This is a genomic window from Burkholderia sp. lig30, assembly GCF_000687455.2.
Lineage (GTDB): Bacteria > Pseudomonadota > Gammaproteobacteria > Burkholderiales > Burkholderiaceae > Burkholderia.
Window position 1 is genome coordinate 36,318 of sequence record NZ_JGVW01000077.1, and the last position, 20,004, is coordinate 56,321.

The following is a 20,004-nucleotide window of genomic DNA, read 5'->3' on the forward strand; positions in this document are numbered from 1 at the left end:
TCATGCACAACCTGCCGCCACGAATAGCCAATCGTCTCGACAGCAGCCAGTTCGCCAATCTGCACACATTCCTGGCCGTCGCACGCCACATGAGCTTTCTGCGCGCGGCGGAAGAGCTTTGCCTGACCGCCAGCGCGGTCAGCCACCGAATCAGACGCCTCGAAACCGCGCTGGGAATGAACCTGTTTCAGCGGCTCACCCGGAAAATCGCCCTGACCTCCGACGGGGAGCGCCTGTTCGACATCCTGCAACGCGCGATGACCGAACTGGCCGAGGCGCTGGAGCCGGCGTCGGGCGATTACGTCGAAGGCCGGATTACCGTGTACGCCCGCCCGTCTGTCGCGCAGTGCTGGCTGGTGCCGCAACTCGGCGAGTTTTCCGACAGGTATCCGGGGCTGTCGATCGATCTGCGGGTCGGCAACGACAACATCGATTTCAGGACGCAAAACATCGACCTGGCCATCGACTATGCCAATGGCGAGTTTCCGGGCCTCGTCAGCCATAAGCTCATGGACGAGCGCATCGCCCCGGTGTGCAGCCCCGAGTATGCGGAACGCCACGGGTTGCACGGTCATCCGGAACATATCGCCCACTGCACGCTGTTGCACGATGCGCTTGCCTGGAACCATGCGGCGCACGACGCGGAGTGGGCGCTTTGGGCGCGTCAGAATATGCCGGACGTCGACTTGCCGGAACGGAGTTTCACCTTCGACCGATCGGACCTGTGTGCCATTGCCGCCCTGAACCACTGCGGCGTTGCCATCGGGCGGCAACGCCTCACACAACAGGGAATCGATCGCGGTGAACTGGTCTTGCCGTTCGGGGCCTTTTCCCAGCGCAGCCAATACAGCTACTACCTGGTGCACCCGCCCGCTCCCGACATGCCGCTCCGAATATCGGTTTTCATGTCATGGCTGAACGAGAAAGCGAACGACAAGGCGCGATGAACCAAAAAAATCAGCGGACATCCATGCGGGGCCGGTGAAGCACCCGCCTGGATGTCCGCTCAGGGTTCCGGGCCTCGTGGGGGGTGAGGTTGCCGGATCCGCCTCCTGCGTGCCATGGACGTATCGTGCGTCGGAAGCGTCATCGGTGCGCGCGCCGCAGCACGCGCATGAACCCACTATAAGGAATCTCGATCGACGCATCTGTCAACGATTGTCAGATGCGTCGCGTGAGCGCATCACGCGTCCGGCCGCATGCCGACGGGCGATGGAACGCTCGCCGCCGGACGCGCACCGCGCCCGCCACCTACGCCATCTTCGCGATCCAGGCGGCGATGCCGGGCCACGTATCCTTGAGCGTGCGCGATCCCATGAACAGGCCGATATGCCCGCCCGGCACGAGCTGGCTCGTCACCTGCGATTCTGGCGTGCCGAGGTATTTGCGCGCATCGAACACCTGTTCCTGCGTCGTGATGTCGTCGGCCTCGCCCGCCAGCAGGTACACGGGGCACGTCACGTTCTTCAGGTCGAGCTGCTGGCCGAGCGCGACGAACGTGCCCTTCGCGAACCGGTTCTCCTTGAAGAGCTGCACGATCGCCTGCAGGTACCACCGCCCGGGAAGATCGATCGGGCTTTCATACCAGCTCGCGAACGCCTCCTCCTTGCGCAGATAGGCCGGATCGTCAATGTGCTCGTACAGATCGACGTGCTCGCTCACGTAGTGCTGATCCGGGTGCATGTTCTTCCAGCCGTCGAGCATGAAGCGCCCGCGCATCAGGCCGCCGCCCATTTCCACGAGCTCCTCGTAGAAGGACGTCGGGTACGAGTGCGCCATCCGCTTGACCGGGCCGTCGCCCGCCTCGGTGTCGATCGGCGAGCCCGCGAGCACGAGGCTCGCCACCTTGTCCGGAAAGCGCGCCGCATACATCGCCGACATCCAGCCGCCCTGGCACAGGCCGACCAGGTTCACGCGGCCGCCGAGCTCGTCGACGCAGACGTTCAGCTCGGCCAGATACTGGTCGATCTCCAGATCCTTCATGTCCTCCGTCGCGGACTTCCAGTCGGTCAGGTAAAGACGCGTCACGCCGTTGTTGCGCAGCGTCTCCATCAGGCTCTGGCCGGGCTGGTAATCGGCAATCATCGCACTGTGGCCGGCATACGGCGCATCGACGATCGTCGGCAGGCCGTCGGCGGGCGCGATCGAGTAATCGCGAAACGTCATCGTGCGCAGATCGAGCAGCGGCCGGTTCCCGGACGCCAGCGAAGGATGCATTTCGAAGTGCAGCTTCTCCTCTTCGGCGAGAAAGCGGAGATTGCGCGCCGATAACTCGCTGCCGGCCTCGACCATCGCCGCGGCAGCGGCAAACGGCCAGAAGATCGGCAACACGGGGACGGAAATCTTGGCGGCGGCAGTGTGTTCCGGATGATTCATGTTCGCTCAGGCGTCCTGATTCGAAGGTTGAAGGAGGGCATGGTCCAGCAGGGCGCGCGTATGACGCGCGATCATCAGGTTTTCGTCCGTCGGGATGACCCGCACCGTCACGCGCGACGCGCCGGCCGAAATCACCGGGTGGTTGCCGGCGTTCGCCGCGTCGTCGAGCGCGATGCCGAGCCACGCCGCGGCACGGCAGATGCGTTCGCGCACGGGCGGCGCATTCTCGCCGATCCCCGCCGTGAAGACGAGCGTGTCGAGCCCGCCGAGCGCGCCGGCCAGCGACGCGAGCTCGCGCGCCGCGCGGTACGCGAACAGGTCGACCGCATGCGCGGCCGCCGGCACGTCGCTGTCGAGCAGCGCGCGCATGTCGCTCGACACGCCGGAGACGCCGAGCAGGCCGGACTGTTCGTAGATCAGGTGCTCGACGTCGTCGACGGAAAGCCCTTCGTGGCGCAGCAGGTAGAGAATCACGCCCGGGTCGAGCGCGCCGGTGCGCGTGCCCATCGGCAGGCCGTCGACGGCCGTGAACCCCATCGTCGTCGCGACGCTCTGCCCGCGCGCGAGCGCGCACATGCTCGCGCCGTTGCCGAGGTGCGCGACGACCGTCCTGCGTTGCGCCCAGTCGGCGTCGATTTCGGCGAGCGCCGTCGTGATGTACTCGTACGACAGGCCGTGGAAGCCGTAGCGCACGATGCCCTGCCCGGTCAGCGCGCGCGGCAGCGCGAATTCCCGCTCGATCTCGGGCAGCGTGTGATGGAACGCCGTGTCGAAGCAGGCGATCTGCGGCAGGTCGGGCGCGACCGCGCTCACCGCGCGTATCGCGTCGACGTGGTGCGGCTGGTGCAGCGGCGCAAGCGGCGCAAGCGATTCGATGATCGCGAGCACCTCGTCGTCGATCCGCACCGGCGCCAGAAAATGACGGCCGCCGTGCACGACGCGATGCCCGACGCCGTCGAAGGCGGCCTCGTCGCCGACGTGACGCGCGAACCACGCGTGAATCGCCTCGATCGCGCCGTGATGGCCCGTGCGTTCGACCGGATGATCGGCGAGGACCGCGCCGCGTGCGTCCTTCACGACGAGTCGCGGCGCGGTGTACACGCCGCCGACCTGCCCGTGGACGCCCTCGCCGAGCGAGCGGTCTTCGCGCGTGTCGTAGACGGAGAACTTGAGGCTCGACGAGCCGGCATTCAGGACGAGAACAGGATGTCGCATGTCGGCCCCGCTCACTGTGAACGCGCATCGCGCGCGGCGGCCGCCGCGCGTGCCGAGCGCGCATAGAGCGCGGCGACCGCGCAGCTCGCCATGCGCGTGCGCTCGCTGTCGGCACGGCTCGTCAGGATGATCGGCACGCGCGCGCCGAGCACGATGCCGGCCGCATCCGCGTTGGCGAGGAACGTCAGCTCCTTCGCCAGCATGTTGCCGGCCTCCAGGTCGGGCGCGAGCAGGATGTCGGCATCGCCCGCGACGGCCGAGCCGAGATGCTTGAGCCGGGCCGCTTCCGCGCTGATCGCGTTGTCGAGCGCGAGCGGGCCGTCGAGCAGGCCGCCCGTGATCTGGCCGCGCTCGGCCATCTTGCACAGCGCGGCCGCATCGACCGTCGACGGCAGCTTCGAGCTGACCGTCTCCACGGCCGACAGGATCGCGACCTTCGGCGTGTCGACGCCGAGCGCGCGCGCGAGGTCGATCGCGTTCTGCGCGATTTCCGCCTTCTGCTCGAGCGTCGGGCGAATGTTGACCGCCGCGTCGGTGATGAAGAGCGGCTTCGGATAGGTCGGCACGTCCATGATGAACACGTGGCTGAGCCGTCGTTCGGTGCGGATGCCGGTGTCGGCGCGCACGACTTCGGCGAGCAGTTCGTCGGTGTGCAGGCTCCCCTTCATCAGCGCATCCGCCTCGCCGGCGCGCACCAGCTCGACCGCGCGCGCCGCCGCCTCATGGCTGTGCGGCACGTCGATGCGCCGGTAGCCGGACAGGTCGAGACCGAGCGTATCGGCGAGCGCCGAGAGCCGCGCGGCCGGCGCGACCAGCACCGGCTCGATGATGCCGGCACGGGCGGCATCCACGGCGGCGCGCAACGATACTTCGTCGCACGGATGCGCGACCGCGACGGTGACGGGGGAAAGCGCGCGACAGCGCGCGATCAGTGCATCGTACTTCTCATGCTGACGGGAATCGGACATCGGGCAAGGCTCCCTGATCGATGACGGCTGAGGTGGACGCACCAGCATGCGGGAGGATCAGGATACGCCGGGAAATGTAACGATCCCATGACACCCCGGCTGCATGGACGGTCGCCGCACGGCGCCGCGTGATCCCGAACTACCGATGCGAAGAGCGCGCGGCATGCCGTTCATTCTGTGGCATCCGTCCAACGAAAATTTGATTTCCATCAGAAGTTTCAGGTGAAGTCCCTATAGCATCGATCGAAGCCGCGATGGCATGCCGACCGGCAGCCGCCGTGATAGCCTTGCGCGGCGCGCCGACACCCGGCTGCGCCACGTTCCCAACACGCGCCGGTATGACCGGATGCGTCCAGCCGCCGAAAAGAGCATGCACGTTCGAGAAATCCGTTCGAAGATCGCCAGCACGTCGTCCACCCGCAAGATTACCCGCGCGATGGAGATGATGGCACGCACCAAAATGGCGAGCGCCCAGAAGCGCGCGCACGATTTCCGGCCGTATGCGGCAAAGGTCACGGCGATGGCCGGCCGGATGATGCGCGACCGGCCCGACTACGTGTCGGCGCTGACGGCGCGTCGCGAACCGGTGCGCCGCGTCGGCCTCATCGTCGTCAGCACCGATCGGGGGCTGTGCGGCCCGCTCAACGCGCGGCTCCTCGTCGACTGCATCGAAGCGCTCGAAGCGTGGAACCGCTCGGGCGTGGCGGCCGAGCTGAGCGTGATCGGCTCGCGCGGCATCACGCCGCTCGCGCGCTACGGCGCGAACATCGTCGCGCGCGCCAGCATCATCGCCGGCGAGCCGCGCTTCGACGCGCTGCTCGGCGCGCTGCTCGTGCCGCTCACCGCGTTCATCGACGGCGAGCTCGACGAAGTCCACATCGCATACAACCGCCTGACCAGCGCGCTCACGTACGAGCCGCGCATCGACCGGGTGCTGCCGCTTGCCGGCCTCGACGACGAAGGCGCCGCGGAGAATCACGCGGGCTCCGACTATCTGTACGAGCCCGCCCCGAAACAGGTGGTGGACACGATCCTGCTGCGCTACGTCGAGGCGGTGCTCTATCAGGCCATCGTCGAGAACTACGCATGCGAGCAATGCGCGCGGATGTTCAGCATGCAGACCGCGACGGAAAACGCGGACCGGGTGCTGCGGGACCTGAAGCGCCTGTACCAGAAGACCCGGCAGGCGCAGATCACCACCGAGCTGTGCGAGATCGTCGCGGGCGCGGCGGCTGTCTGAAGGAGGCGAAACATGGATTCCGTGCTGAAACTCGACATCCTGAGCATCGAGCAGGTGCTGTACTCCGGCGACGCGCGGTTCGTCGTCGTGCCGGGCGAAAGCGGCGAACTGGGCATCTATCCGCGGCATGCGCCGCTGTTTACGCGAATCCGGCCCGGCATCGTCACGATCACCGATGCGGGCACGGGCGAGCATCGCCGGATTCTGGTCGCGGGCGGCGTGCTGGAAGTGACCCGCGACGGCGTGATGCTGATCGCCGATCACGCGCTGCGCACGCCGGATCTGGATGCGCTGCGGGCCCGCGACGCGCGGCACGCCGCGCAGGAATGGCGCGAGCGCTACGCGCACGAAAGCCGGCACACGTTCGATTTCGCGGCGGTGAAAGCGGAACTGATGGATGAGATCCGGCGATTTTTCACGCTCGCGTTGCACCGGAGCACGTCGGGCGGCAAGTCAAACAGCGCCGGGTAAGGCCAGGCCAGGGCCTGCTCCCGGGAATAACGGGCTTGCGCCGGCCCTGGCGCGTGAGGCTCAGTCGCGCAGCTTCCGGAAGCGCGGCGTGCCGTCTTCGAGCGTCTCGTTGAACATGGCCTCGGGCCGCACCCACAATCCGCGTTCACGCGGCCACAGGTGCTCGTACACGACGAGCGACTCCTCCGTTTCGGAATGGCGGGCAACGCCGATCACACGGTACAGCCCGCCCTTGTAATGGCGGTGCGTCGCGAGTTGTTCGGCTTCCTGTTCGGTCATGATGCGCTTCCCTGTTTCAAAGAGCGCGTATTGTATGCGCCGCCGGGCTCGGCGGGCTCGCCGGTTCGCGGCAACGCGACTGGATCGGCCCGCCACCACACCGCACAGATTGATAACGAACGTGCATCAATCATTCTGAAAAATGCACTTATCGGCGGCGCCATTCCGGAGGAACATCGGCACGGCGACCCATCCATCAGTCGTCGCCATCCAACACAAGATCCTGGAGACAACCCGATGTCACATTCCGTGGCGACCCCACCCCGTTCGAAGGCCGCGGCCGTGTTCCGCGTCACTGCCGGCAACTTCCTCGAACAATTCGACTTCTTCCTGTTCGGCTTCTATGCGACGCAGATCGCGTCGGTATTCTTCCCGTCGAGCAGCGATTTCGCGTCGCTGATGATGACGTTCGCGGTGTTCGGCGCAGGCTTCCTGATGCGTCCGCTCGGCGCGATCGTGCTCGGCGCGTACATCGACGAGGTGGGCCGCCGCAAGGGCCTGATCGTCACGCTGTCGATCATGGCGAGCGGCACCATCCTGATCGCGTTCGTGCCCGGTTACGCGACGATCGGCCTGCTCGCGCCGGCAGCCGTGCTGATCGGCCGCCTGCTGCAGGGCTTCTCGGCCGGCGCCGAGCTGGGCGGCGTGTCCGTCTACCTGTCCGAACTGGCGACGCCCGGCAAGAAGGGCTTCTACACGAGCTGGCAGTCGGCCAGCCAGCAGGTCTCGATCGTCGTCGCCGCGGCGCTCGGCTTCGCGCTGAACCAGTCGCTGAGCGCATCGGCGATCTCCGCATGGGGCTGGCGCGTGCCGTTCCTGGTCGGCTGCATGATCGTGCCGCTGATCTTCCTGCTGCGCCGCAACCTGCAGGAAACCGAGGAATACGCGCAGCGCACCCACCGCCCCGGCACGCGCGAAGTGTTCTCGACGCTGATGCGCAACGGGTCGACCGTGCTGGCCGGCATGCTGCTCGTCGCGATGACGACCACCAGCTTCTACCTGATCACCGTCTATGCGCCGACCTTCGGCAAGACCGTGCTGCACCTGAGCACCGCCGACAGCCTGCTGGTCACGCTGTGCGTCGCCGTGTCGAACTTCATCTGGCTGCCGATCGGCGGCACGCTGTCCGACCGCTTCGGCCGGCGCCCGGTGCTGCTCGCGATGACCGCGCTGAACGTGCTGACCGCCTACCCCGCGCTGTCGCTGCTCGCGCACGCGCCGAGCTTCATCAACATGCTGCTCGTGCTGCTCTGGCTGTCGTTCATGTACGGGATGTACAACGGCGCGATGGTCGCCGCGCTGACCGAGGTAATGCCCGCCGAGGTGCGCGTCGCCGGCTTCTCGCTCGCGTACAGCCTCGCGACCGCGATCTTCGGCGGCTTCACGCCGGCGATCTCGACCGCGCTGATCCACTCGACCGGCGACAAGGCCGCGCCCGGCTATTGGATGGGCTTCGCCGCCGCCTGCGCGTTCGGCGCGACGGTCCTGCTGTACAGCCGCCGCGGCGCCGCGATGCGCGCCGCCTGACGTTTCCCTGGCGCGGCGCTGGCCGCGCCGCCTCCCCCTTTTCCGACCCACGCACGATGAAACGCCATCCGCTCCCCCGCCGCGCGGCGCTCTGGCTCGCCGCCGCGCTCGCCAGCGTCGCACTCCATGCGCAGGCCGAGACGCTGCGCGTGATGATCTCCGGCGGCTTCACCGCCGCCTACAAGCAGCTCGGCCCGGGCTTCACGGCCGCGACCGGCGACATGCTCGACACCATCCCCGGCCCGTCGATGGGCCAGTCGAAGGAAGCCATCCCGAACCGCCTCGCGCGCGGCGAGCCCGCCGACGTCGTGATCATGGTCGGCTACGCGCTCGACGACCTGATCCGGCAAGGCAAGGTCGTGCCCGGCTCGCGCGTCGAGCTGGCCGATTCGCGGATCGGCATGGTCGTGCGCGCGGGCGCGCCGGCGCCCGACATCCGGACCGTCGACGGGCTGAAGAATGTGCTGCTCGGTGCGAAATCGGTCGCGTATTCCGACAGCGCGAGCGGCGTCTATATCGAGCGGGAGATGTTCAGGAAGCTCGGCGTGGAAGCGCAGGTGAAGCCGAAGGCGGCGATGGTGCCGAAGATCCCGGTGGCGTCGGTCGTCGCGAACGGCGACTACGAGATCGGCTTCCAGCAGGTCAGCGAACTGCTGCCGGTGCAGGGCGTCACGTATGCCGGCAAGATTCCCGAGCCGGTGCAGTCGGTCACGCGCTTCGCGGGCGGCATCCCGGCCGGCGCGCAGCATCCGGACCGCGCGAAGCGGCTGCTCGACTACCTCGCGTCGTCGCCAGCCCAGCCGGTCGTGCAGGCGACCGGGCTCGATTCCGTCACGCCCCGCTGAACGGCCTGTCGGCGCGCATGGACCGCCGACAGGCCCGCCCTCGCGCCGGGCCTGTTTTGCATGGCATGCACTGACGCATCGCACGCGGCGCGCCGCCGTCCGCAGCGCACCGTTCGTTACACCCCACTCGCCTCCCACCGCTCGATGCTCTGCACATGACGCGCGCCGCTGCCGCTACCGCTTCGCATCCAGCACCTCATTGAGCCTTGCACGATCGCACGCGCGCTCGCGGACCGACACGACGACGACCGCGCACGCGTTGCTGATCACGCTCGTCAGTGCGCGCGCCTCGGACATGAAGCGATCGATCCCGACCAGCAGCGCGACGCCCGCGACCGGCAGATCCGGCACCACCGTCAGCGTCGCGATCAGCGCGACGAGGCCGCTACCCGACACGCCCGCCGCCCCTTTCGACGTGAGCAGCATCACCGCGAGCAGCGTGACGATCTGCGTCGCCGACAGCGGGATGTCGCAGGCCTGCGCGATGAACATCGCCGCGAGCGTGAGATAGATCGCGGTGCCGTCGAGATTGAACGAATACCCGGCGGGCAGCACGAGCCCGACGACGCCCTTGTCGCAGCCGAGCGCCTCGAGCTTGACCAGCAGGCGCGGCAGCACCGGCTCCGTGGACGACGTCGCGAGCACGATCAGCAGCTCCTCGCGCAGATAGCGCAGCAGCCGCCACAGCGAAAAGCCGTGCCAGCGCGCGAGCGGCGCGACCACGAGCACGACGAACAGGCCGCTCGCGGCGTACATCGACGCGATCAGCTTGCCGAGCGAGCCGAGCGACCCGATGCCGAAGCGGCCGACGGCAAACGCCATCGCGCCGAACGCGCCGAGCGGCGCGAGCCGCATCACGAGCGCGAGGATGCGGAACAGCACCTGGGCGACGCCGTCGACGAACGCATGCACGACGCCGTTGCGCCCTTCCGTCGCGTTCAGCGCGAAGCCGAACAGCAACCCGACCAGCAGCACCGGCAACACCTCGCCGGTCGCGAACGCGCCGACGAGCGTATCGGGAATGATCCGCAGGACGAACGCCGCAAGGCCGCGCGCGGGCGCGTGAGCCGCGAGCGACGCGAGCGCCGACGTGTCCAGGCGGCTCGCCGCGACGTGCAGGCCCGCGCCCGGGCTGGCGGCGAACGCGACCGCCAGCCCGGCGACGAGCGCCGCCGCGGTCAGTGCGTAGAACAGCACCAGCGCCTTGACGATCGTGCGGCCGACGCGCTTGCCGTCGCTGACCGAGTTGATGCCCGTCACGATCGTGCAGAACACGATCGGCGCGACCATCATCCGCACGAGCGCGATGAACGCATCGCCGAGCGGCTTCATCGCGGTGGCCGCGTGCGGAAAGAGATGCCCGACCGCGACGCCGAGCGCCATCCCGGCCAGCACCTGCACGTAGAGCAGCCTGAACGGCCGCATGCGCATCACGCGGACGCTCCCGCCGCCCGCTTGCGCGGCCCGGCCGGCTTGCCCTCGATCACGCAACGCAGGAATTCCTGCGCGGCGGGCGTGAGCGCGCGCCCGCGCCGCCGGACGATGCCGACCCGGCGCGTGACGACCGGATCGACGAGCGGCACGCTCGTCAGGATCGGGTGGGTCGGCAGCGGCATCGCCATCGACGGCACCGCCGCCACGCCGAGGCCGGCCTCGACGAGCCCGAGCATCGTCGTCACGTGGCGCGTCTCGCACACGCTCGCCGTGCGCGGCGCGACCCCCGCCAGCGCCTGGTCGAGCAGCAGCCGGTTGCCGGAGGTCTTGTCGACGGACACGTAGTCGTATTCGTACAGCTCGCTCCACGTGACCCGCTTCCTGGCCGCGAGCGGATGATCGCGCCGGCACGCGGCGACGAAACGCTCCTGCAGCAGCGTCTTGAACTCGACGCCGCTCTCCTGGCTGCCCATGAAGCCGACGCCGAAATCCGCCTCGCCGCTCATCACCGCGTCGAGCACCTCGTTCGCGCTCGCGTCGATCAGCTTGATGCGGATTTTCGGATAGCGGGCGCGATAGCGCGCGATCACGTTCGGCAGGAAGTAGTACGCGACGGACGGCACGCACGCGATCGTCACGTGGCCGAGGCGGCTCGACGACACGTCGCGGATGCCGAGCAGCGCGACGTCGAGATCGTCGAGCAGCTGCTCGGCGCTCGGCGCGAACACGCGTCCGACCGTCGTCAGCGTGACGCTGCGCGTCGTCCGCTCGAACAGGCGCACGCCAAGCGCCTCCTCGAGCTTCTCGATACGCCGGCTCAACGCCGGCTGTGAAATATTGATGGCGTCCGCCGCCTTGCGGAAGCTGCCGAGCTGCACCACCGCCCGGAAAGCCTGCAGGTCGGTCAGGTCGAAGTTGATGCCCACGCGCTGCCCGTTTGCTTGTCTGGTTCGCTATTCTGCAGGCTGCGACAACGGGCGGCAATCTCCGGCGCGCGGCGGCACGCGCCGCGTCACAGCGGCAATGCGTGCGTGAGCTTCACGGTCTCCATCGGCACTTCCGTCTTGACGCTCTGCACGCCGGGAATCCGCGTCAGATGGTCCGCGTGAAAGCGCCGGTACGACGCCAGATCCTCCGTGACGATCCGCAACAGCGCATCGCATTCGCCGGCCATCACATGGCACTCGACCACCTGCGGCATCGCCTTGATCGCCTCGATGAAGCCGTTGGTCGTCTCGGCGTCCTGCGCCTTGAACCACACCCGCGCGAACAGCGACAGGCTCGCGCCGATCTTCGAGCCGTCCAGCACCGCGACATAGCGGCTGATCACGCCCGCTTCCTCCAGCAGCCGCACCCGCCGCAGGCACGGCGACGGCGACAGCCCCACCTCGCGCGCCAGTTCCACGTTCTGCAGGCGCCCGTCGCGTTGCAGCGCCCGCAGAATGCGCTTGTCGATCTCGTCGAGCTTCATTGGCATCCAGTTCCACTATTTTTCAATAATTGGCATCGTACTCCAATCCTGACCGAAATACTGGCAACTTTGAAACCGAATTTTGGGTGAAAAGGCTTAAGATTTCACGCACTTCGATGCCCGAACGCGGCGCGCCGCCGGCGCCTTCGCCCGGGCATCAGCGAAACGGAGACGGACGAACATGCAGTTGGGAACGATGGTGGTATTTGGGGCAACGGTGATGCCGCTCGTCTGCACGCCGGGGCCGGACATCCTCTTCGTCGCGTCGCAGGGGCTGTCGGGCGGCACGGGCGCGGCGACGCGCGCGAACCTGGGCATCCTCGGCGGCTACGTCGCGCACGCGGTGCTCGGCGCGCTCGGCGTGGCGGCGCTCGTCGCGGCGTCGCCGCTGCTGTTCGAAACCGTGCGCTGGGGGGGCGTCGCGTACCTGATCTACCTCGCCATCCGGATGCTGCTGTCGGCGTCGCGCACCGGCCAGCTCGCGCTGCCGCAAGGGAACGCGCAGCGGCTGCTCGCGAAGGGCTTCATGACCAGCTTCCTGAACCCGAAGGGCATGCTCGTCTATCTCGCGATCCTGCCGAACTTCATCCATACCGGCGAAAGCGTCGCCGTGCAGGCGCTCGCGCTGTCGTCGATCTTCATCGTGTCGTGCGCGATCGTCTATTCGCTGGTCGGCATCGCGATGGGCGCGATGGGACAGCGCGGCACCTTCAGCGACATGCGCCGCCGCTGGGTCGAAGGCACCGCTGGCGGCCTGCTGCTGCTCGCCGCCGGCCGGCTCGCGGCCAACTGACGCCGCGCGATCGCGCTGGCTACGCGCGGCGCAGCCAGCGGGACGCCTGAACGCGCCGCGTCAGCCGAGCTGCGCGGCGAGCTTGCGCCGGATTGCGTTCGCCTCGTCGTGCAGCGCGCCGGCGAACGCATCGACGAGCAGGTTCTTCGGGCGATGCTCCGGCACGATGATGCTCACGCGATACGGGAACGACCGTGTCAGCGGCCGGATATGCAGGTCGCGCCCGGCGAAATCGAGCGCGGTCAGCGGATTGACGATCGCCGCGCCGAGCCCCTGACGCACGAACGCGCAGACAGACACCGCGGACGGCGTCTCGACCACCGGCCGCGGTGCGACGCCGAGCTGCGCGAACGCCTCGTCGATCAGCACCCGGTACGGGTCGTTCAACGACAGGCTGATGAACGGACGGTCCGCGAGATCGGCCAGGTCGAGCGCGTCCTTCGCGAGCAGCGGATGGCCGTTCGGCAGCACGCAGACCTCGTCCACTTCGAGCAGCGGCGTCAGCACGGTGCCGGCCGGCGCGACGTCGTGCTCGGTCAGGCCGAGATCGTAGCGCTGCGCGGTCAGCCATTCCTCGAGCATCGGCGACTCCTGCGTCGCGACCGACACGCTCACGGCCGCGTGCGCGGCATGGAAGCGCCGGCAGGCGCCAGGCAGGATCGCATGCGAAAACGCCGGCAGCGTGATCACCGACAGCTGGCCGTCGCGGAATTCGCGCAGCCGCGCGGCCGTCGCGGCGACGCGCTCCAGCCCCACGTACGCGAGCCGCACCTCGTCGAACAGCGTCAGCGCGGCCATCGTCGGCCGCAGCCGCCCGTGTACGCGCTCGAACAGCGTGAAGCCGACGACCTGCTCCATCCGCGCCAGCTCGCGGCTGACCGTCGGCTGCGACGTGAACAGCATCTCGGCCGCGCGCGTCGCGCTGCCGGTCAGCATCAGCGCGCGGAAAACCTCGATGTGGCGATGCGTGAGTGCGGACATATATCAGGAATGAATCGAATCGCGATGAATTGGCATTTTACTGGATGACCGATCCGGCGCATCATGCGAACCATCCGTTCATTCGACCCGACTCCATCGCCATGTCCCTCGATTCCCGCCAGCTCGCCGCGCTCGCGCAGCAATACGGTACGCCGCTCTGGGCGTACGACGCCGACGTCATTCGCGACCGCATCGCGCAACTGCGCCAGTTCGACGTGATCCGCTACGCGCAGAAGGCGTGCTCGAACGTCCACATCCTGAAGCTGATGCGCGCCGAGGGCGCGCTCGTGGATGCGGTGTCGCTCGGCGAAATCGAGCGCAGCCTCGCGGCCGGCTTCCGCCCGGACGGCGAGCCGGAAGGCGTCGTGTTCACCGCCGACCTGATCGACCCGCCGACGCTCGCGGCGGTGCTGAAGCACGGCGTCACCGTCAACGCGGGCTCGCTCGACATGCTCGCGCGCGTCGGCGAGCATTCGCCCGGCCACCGCGTGTGGCTGCGCATCAACCCGGGCTTCGGCCACGGCCACAGCAACAAGACCAACACCGGCGGCCCGCAGAGCAAGCACGGCATCTGGATCGACGACGTGCCGCGCGCGATCGAGATCGTGCGCCGCCACGGGCTGAAGCTGGTCGGCATCCACATGCACATCGGCTCGGGCGTCGACTACCACCATCTGTCGCAGGTGTGCGACGCGATGGTCGGCGTCGTCACGTCGCTCGGGCATGACATCGAGGCGATCTCGGCGGGCGGCGGCCTGTCGATCCCGTATCGCGACGGCGAGCCGCGCGTCGACGTCGATCACTATTTCCGTCAGTGGGACGCCGCGCGCAAGCGGATCGAGCAGCATCTCGGCCACGCGGTGCGCATCGAGATCGAGCCGGGCCGCTTCCTCGTCGCGGAGTCGGGCACGCTCGTCACGCAGGTGCAGGCGATCAACCACCGCCCGAAGCACGACTTCGTGCTGATCGACGCGGGCTTCAACGACCTGATGCGCCCGGCGATGTACGGCAGCTATCACGGCGTGTCCGTGCATGCGCCCGATGGCGCGACGCCGGCCGACCGGCCGCTCGCCGACATCGCGATCGCCGGGCCGCTGTGCGAATCCGGCGACGTGTTCACGCAGGACGCGGGCGGCGTCGTCACGCACCGCAAGCTGCCGCAGCCGCAGATCGGCGACCTGCTGTTCCTGCACGACGCGGGCGCATACGGCTCGTCGATGTCGTCGAACTACAACAGCCGGCCGCTCGCGCCGGAAGTGCTGGTCGATGGCGGCGTGCCGCGCCTGATCCGCCGCCGGCAGACGATCGACGAACTGCTCGCGCTCGAGCTGCAGGCGTAACGCCGCTTCCCGCTCGCCTCGCCGGGCCGGCCGCGCGACGCCGGCCGATTCGCGCGCGGCGAGCGTCACCGCGTGCCGTGACCCGCCACGGCCGCCGTGCTGCTTCATGCAGGGACGGCGCGTCCGGCTTCCCCTGCCGCGCGCCGGCACACACCCGCCGCACAGCCCCCCTCGCGCCCGATCGTCGCGCCGTGTCGCCGTACCCGCCTGACCGCCATACCAGCCATGCGCGTCCTTGCCCTGCCGGCAACGCACGCGCGGATCGCCCTGCCGCGAAGTAGCGACGCAGGCCGGCCCGCAGCGCAACAGCCACTCCGATCAGCGCCACTCGCAGCAGACGGGTTGCGCCACGCCGCCCCGCACTAGAAAAATTTTTCACGAAGCGCGGCGTACCCGCATATCTTTGGAAACACTTTCCATTTTGGCAAAACTAAGATTGCCCTCAGTCGTTCGGCATTCTTGACCGCCGGATGGCGCCGCCGCCGTCCTCCGGTCAACCGGACTCACTTCGTCGCACGGGCAATCATGAACAGCACGCTTGAACTCATCGCCGCGCTCCGGCCCGCCTCCGGCAACACCGGTACGCGGCCCGTCGCGCGGCTTGCCGGCGCCGCGACGCACGGTCGCCCGCCCCCCTGTCCGACACCGCGGCACGCGCCCCTGCGCACGTAACGCGACACCCTTCCCGCCCCCTCAAGGAGACCGCCGTCAACGCGCTGACGGCGTGGGGGCTCGCACGCTCTGACTTTTGCCAATGGAGAGAAAAATGAAGCGCTTCAACCCGAAGTTCAAGCAAGGACTCGCCGCCGCCCTGCTCTGCGTCGCCGCCACCTCGAGCCACGCGGCGGACCTGCTCGACACCGTCAAGCAGGCCGGCGTGCTGCGGATCGCACTGGAAGGCACCTACCCGCCGTTCGACTACCGCAACGGCGAAGGGCAGCTCGACGGCTTCGACGTCGACGTCGCGAAGGCGGTCGCCGCGCGCCTCGGCGTGAAGCCGCAATTCGTCACGACGGAATGGAGCGGGATCATCGCGGGGCTGCAGGCCGGCAAGTTCGACGTGATCGTCAACCAGGTCGCCATCACGCCGGCGCGCAGGCAGGCGCTCGACTTCAGCCAGCCGTACGTGTACTCGTCCGCACAACTGCTGCAGCGGGAAAACGACTCACGCGCGTTCAAGTCGCTCGACGACCTGAAAGGCAAAAAGGTCGGCGTGACGATGGGCAGCAACTACGTCGATCTCGTGAAGACGGTTCCCGCGATCGATCTGCAGGTCTACCCGGGCACCCCCGAAAACCTGCGCGACCTCGCGGCCGGCCGCATCGACGCGGCGGTCAACGACCGGCTGATGCTCGGCTACCTGATCCGGAATTCGCACCTGCCGCTGCGCCCCGGCTCGGTCGTGCCGGGCGGCGACGACCAGATGGGCATCCCGTTCCGCAAGGGCAATCCGAAGTTCGCGAAGGCGATCGACGACGCGATCGAATCGATGAAGCAGGACGGCACGCTGAAGAAGATCTCGATGCAGTGGTTCGGCGCCGACACGTCGAAGCCCGTCACGCAATAACCCGCACGGCCCGCGCGGCCCGCGCGGCCCGCAGGCGCGCCGCGCGGCCGTTCGCGCCGGCGCGCCGGACAACAACATTCAGGAGACAAGCCATGGAAGCCCTCGATCTCGTCATCCATACCCTGCCGGCGATGGCGAAAGGCGCCGCCCTCACGCTGAAATTCGCGGTGTCGTCGATGGTGTTCGGCCTGATGGCCGGCCTCGTCATCGCGATCATGCGGATCAGCCACAACCGGCTCGCGGCCGGCGTCGCGCAAGGCTACGTCAGCCTGATGCGCGGCACGCCGCTGCTGGTGCAGATGTTCGTCGTGTATTACGGCTTTCCCGACCTCGGGATCTCGCTCGACCCGACGACGGCCGGCATCTTCACGCTGACGATCAACGCGGCGGCGTACCTGTCCGAGAGCATGCGCGGCGCGATCCTCGGGATCGGGCGCGGCCAGTGGGCCGCCGCGCACAGCCTCGGGCTCACGCACCTGCAGACGCTGCGCCACGTCGTATGCCCGCAGGCGCTGCGCCTCGCGGTGCCGAGCCTCGGCAACACGCTCATCAGCCTGATCAAAGACACGTCGCTCGTGTCGGTGATCACCGTCACGGAGCTGCTGCGCTCGACGCAGGAAGTCATCGCCGCGACGTTCCAGCCGCTGCCGCTCTACCTGACCGCGGCCGCGATCTACTGGCTCCTGAGCACGGTCCTCACCCGCCTCCAGGTGCGCGTCGAAACCCGGCTCGCGCTGCCGTCCGTGCATTGAGCTGCGCTTTCCGGTCCGCACGCCGGCCGGCGTGCGCATCTCCCCATCTACGGTGAACCAGAACATGATTTCTCTCGACAGCGTGTCAAAGTGGTACGGAAAGCATCAGGTGCTCTCCGAGTGCTCCGCGGAAGTTTCGAAAGGGGAAGTGGTCGTTGTCTGCGGGCCGTCCGGCTCGGGCAAGTCGACGCTCGTGAAGACCATCAACGGCCTCGAGCCGTTCCAGAAGGGCCGCATCACCGTCGACGGCACGCGGCTCGACGATCCGGCGGCCCGGCTGTCGCAGCTCAGGGCGCGCGTCGGCATGGTGTTTCAGCATTTCGAACTGTTTCCTCACCTGTCCGTGCTCGACAATCTCGCGCTTGCGCAGGTCAAGGTGCTCGGCCGGAGCCGCGACGAGGCGAACGCCACCGGGCTCAGGCTGCTCGAGCGTGTCGGCCTGAAGGCGCACGCGCGCAAGTATCCCGGCCAGCTGTCCGGCGGGCAGCAGCAGCGCGTGGCGATCGCCCGCGCGCTGTCGATGAACCCGGTCGCGATGCTGTTCGACGAGCCGACCTCCGCGCTCGATCCGGAAATGATCAACGAGGTGCTGGACGTGATGGTCGAGCTGGCGCGCGAAGGGATGACGATGGTGTGCGTGACGCACGAAATGGGGTTTGCCCGGAAGGTCGCCGATCGCGTACTCTTCATGGATCGCGGCGTGATCGTCGAAGACGCCGCGAGCGACGCGTTCTTCCACGCGCCGCGCTCCGAGCGCGCGCGGGACTTCCTCGACAAGATCCTGCACTGATCGCCGCCGCGCCGGCGGCCGCCGGCACGCGCGATATCCAACCCTGTTCGCATGCCCGACATGACACACACGCCCCTCTCCGCCAGGCTCGGCGCCTTTCCGCGCCTCGAACTGATCGACGCGGCCACGCCGCTGCAACCGCTGCCCCGGCTGTCGGCACGCCTGGGCCGCGACATCTACGTCAAGCGCGACGATTTCATGCCGCTCGCCATGGGCGGAAACAAGTCGCGCAAGCTCGAGTTCCTCGGCGCGGACGCGATCCGGCACAACGCGGACGTGCTCGTGACCGCCGGCGCGATCCAGTCGAACCACGTGAGACAGACCGCCGCGCTCGCGGCCCGGCTCGGGCTCGATTGCGTCGCGTTGCTGGAGAACCCGACCGGCACCACCCAGGCCGACTACCTGCACAACGGCAACCGGCTGCTGCTCGACCTGTTCCGCACCCGCGTGATCGACGTCGACAGCCTGGACAACGCCGACGCGCAGCTCGAGGCCGCTGCGCAGCGCCTGCGCGACGAAGGCCGACGTCCGTACGTGATCCCGATCGGTGGCTCCAACGCGCTCGGCGCGCTCGGCTACGTGCGCGCCGGCCTGGAGCTCGCGCAGCAGATTGCCGATGCGGGCCTGAACTTCTCGGCGGTCGTGCTGGCGTCGGGTAGCGCGGGCACCCACGCCGGTCTCGCGCTGGCGCTCGCGCACGTGCTGCCGCAGACGCCCGTGATCGGTGTCACGGTGTCGCGCACGGACGCGGCGCAGCGCCCCAAGGTGGACGATCTGCTGAGCCGCACGAGCGCGCTGCTCGGCATCGACACGCCGGCCGACACGCGCGTGGTGCTGTGGGATGAATACTTCGCGCCGCGCTACGGCGAACCCAACCAGGCGGGGCTCGACGCGATCCGCCTGCTCGCGGAAACGGAAGGACTGCTGCTCGATCCCGTCTATACCGGCAAGGCAATGGCCGGCCTGATCGACGGCGTGACGCGCGGACGCGTGGCGGGCAACGATCCGGTGCTGTTCCTGCACACCGGCGGCGCGCCCGCGCTGTTCGCGTACCGCGACGCGTTCGGCGCCGCCTGACGCGCGGCGCCGTCACCGGCGTGGCCGCCGCCGACGCGGCCGGCCATGCCGCATCGGCGGCGCGCATCGGAATCCGGCACGCACGCGGCGTGCCGGCATTTCCCGCGCCGCCCTTCGGCGGCGCACCTGCGTCACGCCGCTTCGACGTAATCGAGCGGCAACGCGGTCGTCCATTTGATGACTTCCATCGCGAATGCCGAACTGACGTCGAGTAATTCGACGCTTTTAATCAGCCTTTTGTAAACGCTGTCATATCCGGCGATATCCGGCACGACCACTTTCAGCAAATAATCGACGTCGCCGGTCATGCGATATATTTCGACGATTTCCGGAATGGAACGGGCGCCGCTGATGAAGCGCCGCGTCCATTCGTCGCTGTGCTGACTGGAGCGCACCGTCACGAACGCGGTGAGGCTCAGGTTCAGCTTCGCCGGATCGCAAAGCACCACCTGCTGGCGTATCACGCCGTCTTCCCGCAGCTTCTGCAAGCGGCGCCAGCATGGCGTCGGCGACAGATTCACCGCCTTCGCGAGATCGTTGAGCCCGATCGTCGCGTCCTCCTGGAGCATCGTGAGTATCTGCGTGTCGCGCTTGTCCATGTCGTCTCCAATTTAGAAAATATTCCTAATCATACCCAGAGACACGCCATTCTTTGAAAACAATTTTCGTCCTCGCGCAATTAACATGGTTTCAGAAACGCGATTGACGCAACACACGATGCGCACGCGATTCCCGAATCAATTCGCTTCGATCGACGACAAAAGGATGACACCTTGAACGCTCTGCATTCGACCGACACCGTCCTGGCCCACGAAGGCCGCACGCACGGCCAGCCCGGCGCCCCCGTCAGCCCGCCGGTCTATCGCCAGTCGACGCTG

General features: G+C 68.0%; 20 protein-coding genes. 11 read left to right on the forward strand and 9 right to left on the reverse strand.

Translation table 11 applies throughout. The features are described 5' to 3' along the window. Nucleotides 1-2: 2 nt before the first annotated feature. On the forward strand, nucleotides 3-947 hold the full coding sequence (gene dsdC, locus LIG30_RS13050) for a DNA-binding transcriptional regulator DsdC (protein ID WP_038712793.1): 945 nt from the start codon (nucleotides 3-5) through the stop codon (nucleotides 945-947). Nucleotides 948-1,251: 304 nt separating this feature from the next. Here dsdC and LIG30_RS13055 read toward each other — a convergent pair whose 3' ends face one another. The 3 genes from LIG30_RS13055 to LIG30_RS13065 are packed head-to-tail and all read right to left on the reverse strand — an operon-like array spanning nucleotide 1,252 to nucleotide 4,559. Continuing rightward, nucleotides 1,252-2,376 (reverse strand): alpha/beta fold hydrolase, encoded by a 1,125-nt coding sequence (locus LIG30_RS13055; RefSeq protein ID WP_038712794.1) that lies wholly within the window; start codon nucleotides 2,374-2,376, stop codon nucleotides 1,252-1,254. A gap of 6 nt (nucleotides 2,377-2,382) precedes the next feature. Next, complete coding sequence (locus LIG30_RS13060; protein ID WP_038712795.1) at nucleotides 2,383-3,591, reverse strand: acetate/propionate family kinase; 1,209 nt, start codon at nucleotides 3,589-3,591, stop codon at nucleotides 2,383-2,385. 11 nt (nucleotides 3,592-3,602) lie between these two features. Continuing rightward, nucleotides 3,603-4,559, reverse strand: a complete 957-nt coding sequence (locus tag LIG30_RS13065; RefSeq protein WP_038712797.1) for a phosphate acetyltransferase — start codon at nucleotides 4,557-4,559, stop codon at nucleotides 3,603-3,605. A 370-nt stretch (nucleotides 4,560-4,929) separates the two neighbouring features. On the opposite strand from LIG30_RS13065, the gene atpG reads away from it, so the two are divergent. After that, nucleotides 4,930-5,799 carry an ATP synthase F1 subunit gamma gene (gene atpG, locus LIG30_RS13070; protein ID WP_038712834.1) on the forward strand — a complete coding sequence of 290 codons (870 nt, stop codon included), beginning with the start codon at nucleotides 4,930-4,932 and terminating at the stop codon, nucleotides 5,797-5,799. Nucleotides 5,800-5,811: 12 nt separating this feature from the next. Next, nucleotides 5,812-6,270: an ATP synthase F1 subunit epsilon gene (gene atpC / locus LIG30_RS13075; RefSeq protein WP_038712798.1), complete on the forward strand. Its 459-nt coding sequence runs from the start codon at nucleotides 5,812-5,814 to the stop codon at nucleotides 6,268-6,270. Between the two features lie 60 nt (nucleotides 6,271-6,330). Here the strand turns inward: atpC and LIG30_RS13080 are convergent, their stop codons facing one another. Then, entirely contained in the window at nucleotides 6,331-6,549 is a 219-nt protein-coding gene (locus tag LIG30_RS13080) for a DUF1653 domain-containing protein (RefSeq protein ID WP_038712801.1), read from the reverse strand. A 237-nt stretch (nucleotides 6,550-6,786) separates the two neighbouring features. Between LIG30_RS13080 and LIG30_RS13085 the strand changes: the two genes are divergently transcribed. Together LIG30_RS13085 and LIG30_RS13090 are read left to right on the forward strand one after the other, a co-directional pair. Next, nucleotides 6,787-8,076, forward strand: a complete 1,290-nt coding sequence (locus tag LIG30_RS13085; RefSeq protein ID WP_038712802.1) for an MFS transporter — start codon at nucleotides 6,787-6,789, stop codon at nucleotides 8,074-8,076. Nucleotides 8,077-8,132: 56 nt separating this feature from the next. After that, on the forward strand, nucleotides 8,133-8,921 hold the full coding sequence (locus LIG30_RS13090) for a substrate-binding domain-containing protein (protein ID WP_038712805.1): 789 nt from the start codon (nucleotides 8,133-8,135) through the stop codon (nucleotides 8,919-8,921). A 174-nt stretch (nucleotides 8,922-9,095) separates the two neighbouring features. On the opposite strand, the gene dctA is transcribed toward LIG30_RS13090, so the two are convergent. From dctA to LIG30_RS13105, 3 genes are all read right to left on the reverse strand, one after another. Continuing rightward, complete coding sequence (gene dctA, locus LIG30_RS13095) at nucleotides 9,096-10,352, reverse strand: C4-dicarboxylate transporter DctA (RefSeq protein WP_038712836.1); 1,257 nt, start codon at nucleotides 10,350-10,352, stop codon at nucleotides 9,096-9,098. Next, nucleotides 10,352-11,281 (reverse strand): LysR family transcriptional regulator, encoded by a 930-nt coding sequence (locus tag LIG30_RS13100; RefSeq protein ID WP_038712806.1) that lies wholly within the window; start codon nucleotides 11,279-11,281, stop codon nucleotides 10,352-10,354. The genes dctA and LIG30_RS13100 overlap by 1 nt, the downstream gene beginning before the upstream one ends. A gap of 86 nt (nucleotides 11,282-11,367) precedes the next feature. After that, nucleotides 11,368-11,826 carry an Lrp/AsnC family transcriptional regulator gene (locus LIG30_RS13105; RefSeq protein ID WP_200929683.1) on the reverse strand — a complete coding sequence of 153 codons (459 nt, stop codon included), beginning with the start codon at nucleotides 11,824-11,826 and terminating at the stop codon, nucleotides 11,368-11,370. A 181-nt stretch (nucleotides 11,827-12,007) separates the two neighbouring features. Here LIG30_RS13105 and LIG30_RS13110 point away from each other — a divergent pair, with 181 nt between their 5' ends. Next, the gene (locus LIG30_RS13110) at nucleotides 12,008-12,619 is read left to right on the forward strand and encodes a LysE family translocator (protein ID WP_038712810.1); all 612 of its coding nucleotides are present in this window, start codon (nucleotides 12,008-12,010) and stop codon (nucleotides 12,617-12,619) included. Nucleotides 12,620-12,679: 60 nt separating this feature from the next. On the opposite strand, the gene LIG30_RS13115 is transcribed toward LIG30_RS13110, so the two are convergent. Beyond that, nucleotides 12,680-13,600 carry a LysR family transcriptional regulator gene (locus tag LIG30_RS13115; protein WP_038712812.1) on the reverse strand — a complete coding sequence of 307 codons (921 nt, stop codon included), beginning with the start codon at nucleotides 13,598-13,600 and terminating at the stop codon, nucleotides 12,680-12,682. A 101-nt stretch (nucleotides 13,601-13,701) separates the two neighbouring features. Here LIG30_RS13115 and lysA point away from each other — a divergent pair, with 101 nt between their 5' ends. The 5 genes from lysA (at nucleotide 13,702) to LIG30_RS13140 (ending at nucleotide 19,126) form a co-directional block, all read left to right on the forward strand. Then, nucleotides 13,702-14,940, forward strand: a complete 1,239-nt coding sequence (gene lysA, locus LIG30_RS13120) for a diaminopimelate decarboxylase (RefSeq protein ID WP_038712838.1) — start codon at nucleotides 13,702-13,704, stop codon at nucleotides 14,938-14,940. A 766-nt stretch (nucleotides 14,941-15,706) separates the two neighbouring features. Continuing rightward, the gene (locus tag LIG30_RS13125; RefSeq protein ID WP_038712814.1) at nucleotides 15,707-16,507 is read left to right on the forward strand and encodes a transporter substrate-binding domain-containing protein; all 801 of its coding nucleotides are present in this window, start codon (nucleotides 15,707-15,709) and stop codon (nucleotides 16,505-16,507) included. A gap of 92 nt (nucleotides 16,508-16,599) precedes the next feature. Beyond that, entirely contained in the window at nucleotides 16,600-17,259 is a 660-nt protein-coding gene (locus LIG30_RS13130; protein ID WP_038712817.1) for an amino acid ABC transporter permease, read from the forward strand. Nucleotides 17,260-17,323: 64 nt separating this feature from the next. Further along, on the forward strand, nucleotides 17,324-18,049 hold the full coding sequence (locus LIG30_RS13135; protein ID WP_038712840.1) for an amino acid ABC transporter ATP-binding protein: 726 nt from the start codon (nucleotides 17,324-17,326) through the stop codon (nucleotides 18,047-18,049). A gap of 60 nt (nucleotides 18,050-18,109) precedes the next feature. After that, the gene (locus tag LIG30_RS13140) at nucleotides 18,110-19,126 is read left to right on the forward strand and encodes a D-cysteine desulfhydrase (protein ID WP_038712841.1); all 1,017 of its coding nucleotides are present in this window, start codon (nucleotides 18,110-18,112) and stop codon (nucleotides 19,124-19,126) included. Nucleotides 19,127-19,257: 131 nt separating this feature from the next. Here the strand turns inward: LIG30_RS13140 and LIG30_RS13145 are convergent, their stop codons facing one another. Beyond that, nucleotides 19,258-19,725 carry an Lrp/AsnC family transcriptional regulator gene (locus tag LIG30_RS13145; protein ID WP_038712818.1) on the reverse strand — a complete coding sequence of 156 codons (468 nt, stop codon included), beginning with the start codon at nucleotides 19,723-19,725 and terminating at the stop codon, nucleotides 19,258-19,260. Between the last annotated feature and the right edge of the window lie 279 nt (nucleotides 19,726-20,004).